At 68.2% G+C, this 9,206-nt stretch carries 8 protein-coding genes; 2 read left to right on the forward strand and 6 right to left on the reverse strand.

Annotated elements, in window-relative coordinates; all coding sequences use genetic code 11:
- The first annotated feature begins 3 nt into the window (after positions 1–3).
- Positions 4–429: a hypothetical protein gene (locus ACWGCN_RS33660; RefSeq protein WP_378993583.1), complete on the forward strand. Its 426-nt coding sequence runs from the start codon at positions 4–6 to the stop codon at positions 427–429.
- On the opposite strand, the gene ACWGCN_RS33665 is transcribed toward ACWGCN_RS33660, so the two are convergent.
- The 6 genes from ACWGCN_RS33665 to ACWGCN_RS33690 form a co-directional block, all read right to left on the reverse strand.
- Positions 426–788: a hypothetical protein gene (locus tag ACWGCN_RS33665; RefSeq protein WP_378662011.1), complete on the reverse strand. Its 363-nt coding sequence runs from the start codon at positions 786–788 to the stop codon at positions 426–428. The two genes, ACWGCN_RS33660 and ACWGCN_RS33665, sit on opposite strands and share 4 nt — an antisense overlap.
- 166 nt (positions 789–954) lie before the next feature.
- The gene (gene glmM, locus ACWGCN_RS33670; protein ID WP_379314869.1) at positions 955–2,292 is read right to left on the reverse strand and encodes a phosphoglucosamine mutase; all 1,338 of its coding nucleotides are present in this window, start codon (positions 2,290–2,292) and stop codon (positions 955–957) included.
- 165 nt (positions 2,293–2,457) lie between these two features.
- Positions 2,458–2,982, reverse strand: coding sequence for a 30S ribosomal protein S9 (gene rpsI, locus ACWGCN_RS33675; protein ID WP_378993585.1), 525 nt, complete (start codon positions 2,980–2,982; stop codon positions 2,458–2,460).
- Positions 2,979–3,422 carry a 50S ribosomal protein L13 gene (gene rplM / locus ACWGCN_RS33680; RefSeq protein WP_022567307.1) on the reverse strand — a complete coding sequence of 148 codons (444 nt, stop codon included), beginning with the start codon at positions 3,420–3,422 and terminating at the stop codon, positions 2,979–2,981. The genes rpsI and rplM overlap by 4 nt, the downstream gene beginning before the upstream one ends.
- A 176-nt stretch (positions 3,423–3,598) precedes the next feature.
- Positions 3,599–4,957 carry a hypothetical protein gene (locus ACWGCN_RS33685; protein ID WP_452460182.1) on the reverse strand — a complete coding sequence of 453 codons (1,359 nt, stop codon included), beginning with the start codon at positions 4,955–4,957 and terminating at the stop codon, positions 3,599–3,601.
- Positions 4,958–5,027: 70 nt separating this feature from the next.
- Complete coding sequence (locus ACWGCN_RS33690; protein ID WP_449972659.1) at positions 5,028–7,562, reverse strand: ATP-binding cassette domain-containing protein; 2,535 nt, start codon at positions 7,560–7,562, stop codon at positions 5,028–5,030.
- Positions 7,563–7,669: 107 nt separating this feature from the next.
- Here ACWGCN_RS33690 and ACWGCN_RS33695 point away from each other — a divergent pair, with 107 nt between their 5' ends.
- Positions 7,670–9,115, forward strand: coding sequence for a neutral zinc metallopeptidase (locus tag ACWGCN_RS33695; protein WP_378993588.1), 1,446 nt, complete (start codon positions 7,670–7,672; stop codon positions 9,113–9,115).
- Positions 9,116–9,206 lie beyond the last annotated feature (91 nt).

Below are 9,206 nucleotides of genomic sequence, written 5' to 3' on the forward strand. Positions count from 1 at the left end.
CGCATGGACTACGCATTGGGCATCGACACCCGAATCACCCTGCTCGTCACCGGATTCCTCTTCCTGAGCGCGTTGCTGCTCGGGGTGTGGAAGTACCACGGCATCCGGACTGACGGCGCGGCGCACGTCTATGTCGACATCGCCCACCGCGCCGCGCTGATGTACTCCTTCGCGGGGATCCTGCTCGCGGTGTTCACCGAGCTCAGCGCCTGGCCGACGATCGTCAATCTGACCGCCGACCTGGTGGTGCTCGCGTTCTTCGCCGGTGCGATCGCCAGTTACGCCCTGCACGGGCTGCGCCGGGACACCACCAATCAGTTCGACGGGAGGATTCCCGCCGAACTACGGCTGTCGATGTACGGGCTGATCGTGGGCGAGATCGGTGGTTTCGGGGTGCTGTTCAGCGGATTCGTCGCCGGACAGTTCTAGAGCGACTGCACTACAGCGGGCTCGGCCGCACCGAACAGGTCGATGTCGGAGCCGAGCTTGGCCCCGATCAGGCCGACGCCGAAGGTGACACCGAGCACCGCGACCACGGCGATGAACGATCGCGAGCGCGGCACCCGCGGCGCCGCGAACGCGCGGGTGCGTGGCGCCTCGGCGACCGGCTCATAGGCGGACTGCCCGTAGCCTTCGTCCCGGATCGGCACAGTGTGCGAATACCCTTGCGGCACTTCGCGGCACCCCGGTCGCCCACAGGCTCCACCACAGCGGTGCGGCTGGTCGGCTTCGCCGTACTCGTACGGGTACTGGTCCTGGTAGTTGCGGGCAGGCAGCGGCGGAACCATGATCGGCCCCCTTCGAATCGTGCTGCGCGCCAAAATAACCGCCTGCGCCGAGCAGCACACACGCGCCACGGGGCACACAGGTCCAGACGGCGTATCCCGATACTAGTGGGGCCCGGTGGAACACGCCACAGCACCGATCGCCGACCCGTCGTCCGGGTCCCGGCGACTAGACCGCGGCGACCCGCTTGGCCAGATCATCGGCCAGCTGACGCGCCTGCGCGGGATCGGTGGCCTCCACCATCACCCGCACCAACTGCTCGGTCCCGCTGGGCCGCAACAGAACCCGCCCGGTGTCCCCGAGGATCCGCTCGGCCTCCGCGACAGCCTCCAGCACCTCGGGAGCGACAGCGACAGCACCCTTGTCCGACACCGCGACATTGATCAACACCTGCGGCACCGTGGTCATCACCGAAGCCAGCGAGGCCAGCGAGCGGCCGGTCTGCGCCATCCGCGCCATCAACCGCAGGCCGGTGAGCACCCCGTCCCCGGTGGTACCGAACCGCGGGAACACCACATGTCCGGACTGTTCCCCGCCCAGGCTGTATCCGCCGCGACGCAACTCCTCGAGCACGTACCGGTCGCCGACAGCGGCGGTGATCACGGTGATCTCGGCGGCACGCATCGCGATGTGCAGGCCGAGGTTGCTCATCACCGTGGCGACGAGGGTGTCGTCGACCAGTTCGCCCGCGTCGCGCATCGCCAGCGCGAGTACCGCCATGATCGCGTCACCGTCGACGATCTCGCCCGCGGCATCGACGGCGAGGCAACGATCGGCGTCACCGTCGAGCGCGATGCCCAGGTCGGCGCCGTGTTCGAGGACCGCGCGCCGCACGGTGTCCAGGTGCGTGGAACCGCACCCGTCATTGATGTTGAGCCCGTTGGGTTCGGCGTTGATCGCGATCACCGTCGCGCCCGCCTCCCGGTACACCTGCGGGGCGACCTCGGCGGCCGCACCGTGCGCGCAGTCGACGACGACGGTCAGCGAGGACAGGTCCTGGCTGGTGGATTCGAGCAGATGCTCGACATAGCGCTCGTGGGTGCCCTCGACGGTGTAGTCGCCACGCACGCGGCCGATGCCCGCGCCGGTCGGGCGCACGGTGACGCCTTCGGCGATCAGGGCTTCGATCCGGGCCTCGATGGCGTCGTCGAGCTTGTGCCCGCCCGCCGCGAAGATCTTGATGCCGTTGTCGGGCATGGGGTTGTGCGAGGCGGAGATCATCACGCCGAAGCACGCGTCGTACAGGCCGGTCAGGTAGGCCACGGCCGGGGTGGGCAGCACGCCTACCGAGAGGACATCGACGCCGACGGAGGTCAGGCCCGCGGTCACCGCGGCCTCGAGCATCTCGCCGCTGGCGCGCGGATCGCGACCGAGCACCGCCACCGGGCGCTTCTTGCCGCGCGAGAGCACCTGCGCTGCCGCGGCGGCGACGCGCATCGCCAGTTCCGGGCTCAGCGACTCGTTGGCGAGTCCGCGAACACCGTCTGTGCCGAATAGCCGTCCCATAAAAACCCTCTACCAGTAGTAGGTCCCCGAATACAGCACAAGAGCAGGCGACCAGCGGTGCTGGAAGCCTGCTCTTGCACACACGCTCCGCCGACCAGGCTCATCCCCACTCGCGCGGGCAGCATACCCAGCGTATGCGAAAGCCGAGAGTCGACAGTGCGTAAATCAGCGCTTCGAGTACTGAGGCGCCTTACGGGCCTTCTTCAGGCCGTACTTCTTACGCTCGGTGGCACGCGGGTCACGCGTCAGGAAGCCGGCCCGCTTGAGGGCGGGGCGGTCGTCCGGGGTGACCTCGATCAGCGCGCGGGCGATGGCCAGACGCAGGGCGCCTGCCTGACCCGACGGGCCGCCACCGACCAGGCGAGCGAAGATGTCGAAGTTCTCGACCCGCTCGACCAGGACCAGCGGGGACTTCACGAGCTGCTGGTGCACCTTGTTCGGGAAGTAATCCTCGATGGTGCGGCCGTTGAGCTCGAAGTTGCCCGAACCGGGCACCAGGCGAACGCGAACGACGGCTTCCTTACGGCGGCCGACGGTCTGCACCGGGCGGTCGAGGCCGATCGGCTCGAAGGCCAGCTCTTCCTCGACGTACTCGCCTTCGGCGTAGCCTTCGCCGTCTTCGACGATCTCGACGACGACCTCATCGGTGGCGTCGAACTCTTCGGCTGCGAACTCTTCAGGAGCGGTCACTGGGCCACCTGCTTGATCTCGAACGGAACCGGCTGCTGCGCGGCGTGGGGGTGGTTCGGGCCTGCGTAGACCTTCAGCTTGCCCGCGATCGCGTTACCCAGCTTGTTCTTCGGGATCATGCCCTTGACGGCCTTCTCCACGAGACGATCGGGACGGGTCGCCAACACCTCGCCGACAGTGCGCGACTTGAGGCCGCCCGGGTGTCCGCTGTGGTGGTGGATGAGCTTGTCCTGCTTCTTGTTGCCGGAGATGGCAACCTTGTCCGCGTTGATGATGATGACGAAGTCGCCACCATCGACGTGGGGTGCGTAGGTCGGCTTGCCCTTGCCGCGCAGCAGGCCAGCGGCCTGCACGGCGAGACGGCCGAGGACTACGTCAGTGGCGTCGATGACGTACCACTTGCGGGTGACGTCACCCGCCTTGGGGCTGTACGTAGGCACAGTCGTTCCCTGTCTGTCGTCGGTGTTGCCGGCCCTGATGTGTGGATCGAGGCTGTCCTGGCGGCCGGTGGAGACCCAGGACATCGAGGAGACGCCGATCCGCGAACGGTTCGGCGTTCCACACGCCAACGGGCAACGATACCAGCCACGCATCACCGACCCGTAATCGGGCGAGGCTAGATCACGACCGGCGGACCCGGGTCGGTCGCACGCGCGGGACCGGGAATCAGGTAGCGCAAAGTATCGATGCCGGGGGTGACGCAGGCGGAGTCGTCGACCAGCAGGCCACGCGCGGTCTCGATGCCCTCGCGCGGGACCGTGTTCGCGTACGGGGTGAACGCGCAACTCACCTGTTCGGCGGCCGCGGCGACGGCGGGATCCGGCTGGAGCGCGACCAGCGCCAGCGCGCCGACCACGGCCGGTGCGCCGAAGAAGCCCTTCTTCACCTTGCCGAGCAGTTTGCCGCGGCGGTCGTCGTCCTCGGCATCGTCGTGTTCGAGCGCGTGCCGCGGCGCACGAGCGGGTGGCCCTGACTGCTGCGGCGGTTGCGCGGCGGGCGGACCGGCGACGAACCCGGCCGGTCCGGGCGGCTGGGCGGCGGGCGGTGCGGTGGGTTGGGCACCCCACCCGACCTGCGCGGCGACTGCCTGACCCGGATGTCCCGAGTCCGGATAGTCGTCCTCCTCGTCGTCGAGATCGGGCTCGGTGACCAGCAGATGCGCGGCGCCGAGGACCAGCGCGTGCATCGGATGATCGGCCACGTGCAGGCGCTGGCCCAGGTGGTTCTGGAAGGCGAAGCGCAGCGCGTCGTTGAAGCAGACGTTGCCCGCGAGCAGCACCGTCGAGGTGTCCGCCCCGATCGAGCGGGCCGCGGCCATCGCCTCGATCACCACGTTGTCGGCCGTGCGGGCGTCGCGCAGCGCCTCGGCACTGACCGAGACCTCCGTCGATTCGGTCGGCTGCTCGTCGTCGCCGTGCACCGCGACCACCAGTAGCGAGCGCCCGTCGGAGTAGATCCCGGTGGCGCCGATGCCGGTGCGATGCCGCTCGCTGGGCGGGGAGACCAGGCCGAGCGCGCGCACATAACCCGAGAGCGCGACGCTTTCGGGCAGCGGTTCCACGACCACGTCGAGCTGTTCGACGAGCGCCGCGTACACCTCGACCTTGTCGTCGGGCCAGCTGTCCGGATACGGCAGCGCGACCAGCTGCGGCTTGCCCTGTAGGTACTTGCCGATCGCGGCCAGCGGGTTGTAGAGCCTGGCCCGGAAGACGAGTTCGGCGGGCCAGGTGGCGCCGGCGATCACGATCTGTGGGTGGCCGAGGATGTCGCGCACATCGGCGATCGCCATCCCCAGGTCCGGGCGCTGCCGGTCGACACCGGCGGTGTGCAACCTGCCCGCGGCATCGGCGAGCAGGTAGGCGGGCGGGGTGTAGGTGCCCTCGACCTGTACCGGGCGGACCGGGGTCGCGCCGCCACCCGCGGCCACGGACACCACGTCCCACCCCAGATGTAGGGCCCCAACTCGAACGGTCACAGGATCAAGTGTGCCCGGTCGGCGACAGACACGCGCAGCTTGCCCACCGAAACGATGCTGACCTGGCGGATCATGCCTGCGACTTCTTCAGTCGTAGTCTGCTCCAGGTGATCAGGGCGAGGATCGAGGTGATCACGATGAGCATCACGATGTCCAGGATCCAGATCCCCGCACTGTGCCCCCAGAGTGGGTCGTCCTGCGAGCCGAAGACCAGCTCCGTCAGATCCACCGTCGACGCGCCCGCCGCATAACCCCAGCGTGAGGGGAACAGGTACGAGATCTGCTCGAGGCCGACCCGGTCGGTCACCGGGATCAGGCCACCCGCCATCACCAGCTGCACCATGATCATCACCACGAGCATCGGCATGACCTGCTCGTTGGACTTGGCCAGGCTCGACATCAGCAAGCCGAACACCACGCAGCACACCGCGGTCATCGCGATATCGAAGTACAACTCGACGCTGCCGCTCGGAATCAGCGAACCGGCGCCCGGCGCCTTCTTCCCGATGAACGTGATACCGATCAGGACCGCCGACTGCAGGAACGCGGTCACGCTGAACACGACGATCTTGGCCATCAGGTATGCCGAGGGCAGCAGGCCGACCGCGCGCTCACGCTGGAAGATCGACCGTTCGCCGACCAGGTCGCGCACGCTGAGCGTGGCGCCCATGAAGCACGCGCCGAGGATGAGCACCACCAGCAACTGCTGGGCCTCACCGCCGCTCTCCCGCCCGAACGAGCCGTCGGGCAGCTGCACCAGCGCGCCCGCCGTGAACCCGTCACTACCCGGCACCACCAGCGACAACGCGCCGAGGATGAAGGGCAGCACCACCAGGAAGATCAGATATCCCCGGTCGGAGAAGATCAACCGCAACTGCCTGCGAGACAACGTGCTGAACTGCCGCATCGCGCTCGACTGCGGCGGCGCGCCCACGTTGCCGCGGTTCGGCTGCGCGGGCGGCGGTGGCGGCACATAGGCCTGCCGGGACCGATACTTCGCGAAGGCCTGATCAGGGTTGGCCGCGACCTCGGCGAAGATCTCCGCCCAGTCGCTGGTCCCCATCGCCGCGCCGACCCCACCCGGATGACCGGCGAACGCCGTCTTACCGCCGGGGGCAAGCAGCACCACCTGGTCGCACATATCCAGGCAGGCCACCGAGTGCGTCACCACGATCACCACGCGACCGGCGTCGGCCAGTTCGCGCAGCATCTGCATGACCTGCCGATCCAGCGCCGGGTCCAGACCCGAGGTCGGCTCGTCGAGGATCAGCAGCGACGGACCGGTGAGCAGTTCCATCGCCACCGACGCGCGCTTGCGCTGGCCACCGGAGAGCCGGTCCACCCGGGTATCGGCGTGCTGGGTGAGCGAGAGCTCCTGCAGCACGCCGTCGATCACCTGCTGCCGGTCGGACTTGGTGGTATCGGGCGGCAGCCGTAGCTCGGCGGCGAAGCCGAGCGCCTGGCGGACCGTGAGCTGACGGTGCAGCACATCGTCCTGGGGCACCATGCCAATGCGCGAACGCAGCGCCTCGTATTCGGCGTGCAGGTTGCGGCCCTCGAAGGTCACCACACCACCGGAGGGCTGGGTATTGCCCGCGATCAGCTTCGACAGCGTCGACTTGCCCGCGCCCGACGGTCCGATCAGCGCGGTCAACGTGCCACGCCCCGCCGTCATGTTCACATCGACGAGCAGTTGCTTGTTGTTCTCGACGGTGAACCCGACCCCGTGCACCGACAGACCCTGCTCGGCGACCGGCTTCTGCCGATGCGCCAGCGCCCCCTGGGTGACGACGAAGTCGATGTTGCCGATGGTGACGATGTCGCGCTCACGCAGCACCGAGCGCTGCTGGCGGTGACCGTTGACGAAGGTGCCGTTGGCCGAGCCGAGGTCCTCGATCACCAGGCCCTCGGGCGAGGCCAGCAGCTTCGCGTGCGCACGCGAAGCCAGCGGATCGTTGACGACGATCTGGTTGTCCGAGGTGCGGCCGATGCTCAGGCCACCGGGCGGAATGCGGTCACCGCGCGCGACCGGTTCGGTCGAGGCGGCCTTGCGGACCGGCGGCAGCATCGACGAATCGGCGCGGCGGGTCATATTGATGTTGTCCTGCGGCTGCGCGGGCAGCTGCGAGGTGGGAACGTATTGCGGTTGCTGCTGTTGCGGGCGCGACGGCGGCTGGAAGCCGGGATGCGGCTGCTGCGGACGCGGCTGCTGATAGTGAGGTTGCTGCTGGTGCGGCTGTTGCTGTGGTTGCGAAGGCGGCGCGACCATGGTCGCCGCGTGGCGCGCCCCAGGCGCCGCGGGGACCAGGTGCAGCAGCGGCCCGGTGATCGCGTCACCCAGGCGTACCTGGGTGGGTCGATCGATCGAGACGGGCTGGTTGAGCCTGCGCGCGTCGACGAAGACGCCGTTGGTACTGCCGTTGTCGGCGAGCACCCACGCGCCGTTGCTGAATCGAAGAGTGGCGTGCACACGAGAGACCAGCGGACTGTCCACGAACAGGGTGACCTCGGGCGCGCGGCCCATGGTGATCTGCTGACTCGCTTCGAAGACTCGTTCGGTTCCATCATGGCGCACGGTGATGGTCTGCGCCCCCGGTGAAGACATGGAGCGGATACTATGCCATCGCCCGGACATCGGCGGTGCCCCCGAGACGGCTTTGTGCCCGATCCGGCGATCGACCTGCACGTGTATCCGGCCGACCAGGGGGACGTATGCCGAAAGCCCAAGTGTTCGTTGCGATCTCTGTCGTGCTATGCGCGCTGATGGGTGTCGGGTGCACGCGGGCGATCGATGGGCACGGGGTCTCGATCTACGACGATCCGTTCCAGGTGGCGGGATTGCCGACCACCGGTGGGCCGAACGGTCCGCGCACCGGGGTTCCCGATTCGCCCCTCACCGCGTCCAACGGCGACGGCGGAGAGGTGGACCAGCTGGCGCTCAACGCGATCGACGACATCCAGTCCTACTGGCAGGCGGGCTTCGGTACCGAGTTCCCCGGCGAGACCTTCGACCCGGTCGAGAAGCTGATCTCCTGGAAGGCCAGGGCGGCCCGCAGCCAGGCGGTCGAATTCTGCAAGGAGACCACCTACCACCTGGTCAATGCCGCCTACTGCCGCAGCGACAACTCGATCGGCTGGGACCGCGAGATGCTGCTGCCCACCATGAGCGAGACCTTCGGCACGATGTCGGTGGTGATGGTGCTGGCCCACGAATACGGCCACGCCATCCAGAGCATGGCCAAGATGGTCACCAAGAAGACGCCGGTTCTGGTGAAGGAGCAGCAGGCCGACTGCTTCGCGGGCGCGTTCATGCGCCATGTCGCGGAAGGCAAGTCGAAGCACTTCACGATCAACACCTCCGACGGCCTGAATTCCGTTCTGGCCGCGACTGTTTCGATTCGCGACTCCGATCCCGACGACCCGGAGAGCGTGCACGGTTCGGCCTTCGAGCGCGTCACCGCGGTCCAGATCGGGTTCACCGACGGGCCGCGCGGCTGCAAGGGCATCGACGAGGACGAGATCGACTCGCGCCGCGGCTCTCTGCCGCAGAGTTTCTCCGGCGACAGCGGGCGCGGCGAATACCCCGTCTCCAAGGAAAATCTCGTCGAGCTGAGCAAGGCGCTCCAGGCCATCCTGCCGGTGAAGGACGCGCCGACCTACGACTACGCGGGCTCGCGCATCGACTGCAAGGACGGCGCGGTCACCGAACCGGTCACCTACTGCCCCGCCAAGAACACCATCGCCACCGATGTGCCCGGACTGGCCGAACGCGGGGCCAGCGACACCGACGACGACGGCCCGCTGCCGGTGAAGGTCAGCGGCGACTACAACGGCTACGTCGTCTTCATCTCCCGCTACACCCTGGCCGTGCAGCGCAGCCACGGCCAGCAGCTGACCGGCGCGAAGACCGGACTGCGCGCGGCCTGCCTGTCCGGGGTCGTCACCGGCAAACTCGCCCAGCCCGGCCGTCCGGTCACCCAGGGCGACATCCAGCTGTCGGCGGGCGACCTCGACGAAGCGGTCTCGGGCCTGCTCACCGACGGACTGGCCGCCAGCGACGCCGAGGGCAACACGGTGCCCAGCGGGTTCTCCCGCGTCGACGCCTTCCGCGCAGGCGTCCTCAACGGCGAAACCACCTGCCTGTCGCGCTACAGCTGAGTTGTTGGAGCGCTGGCGCGCTCGAGTTCGCGGCCCCGCCGGTCCCGTCGATCAGGCACCGTTGCTTGCTCCTTCGTCGCCTACGCAACGG

It is taken from the genome of Nocardia sp. NPDC055050 (genome assembly GCF_053608345.1).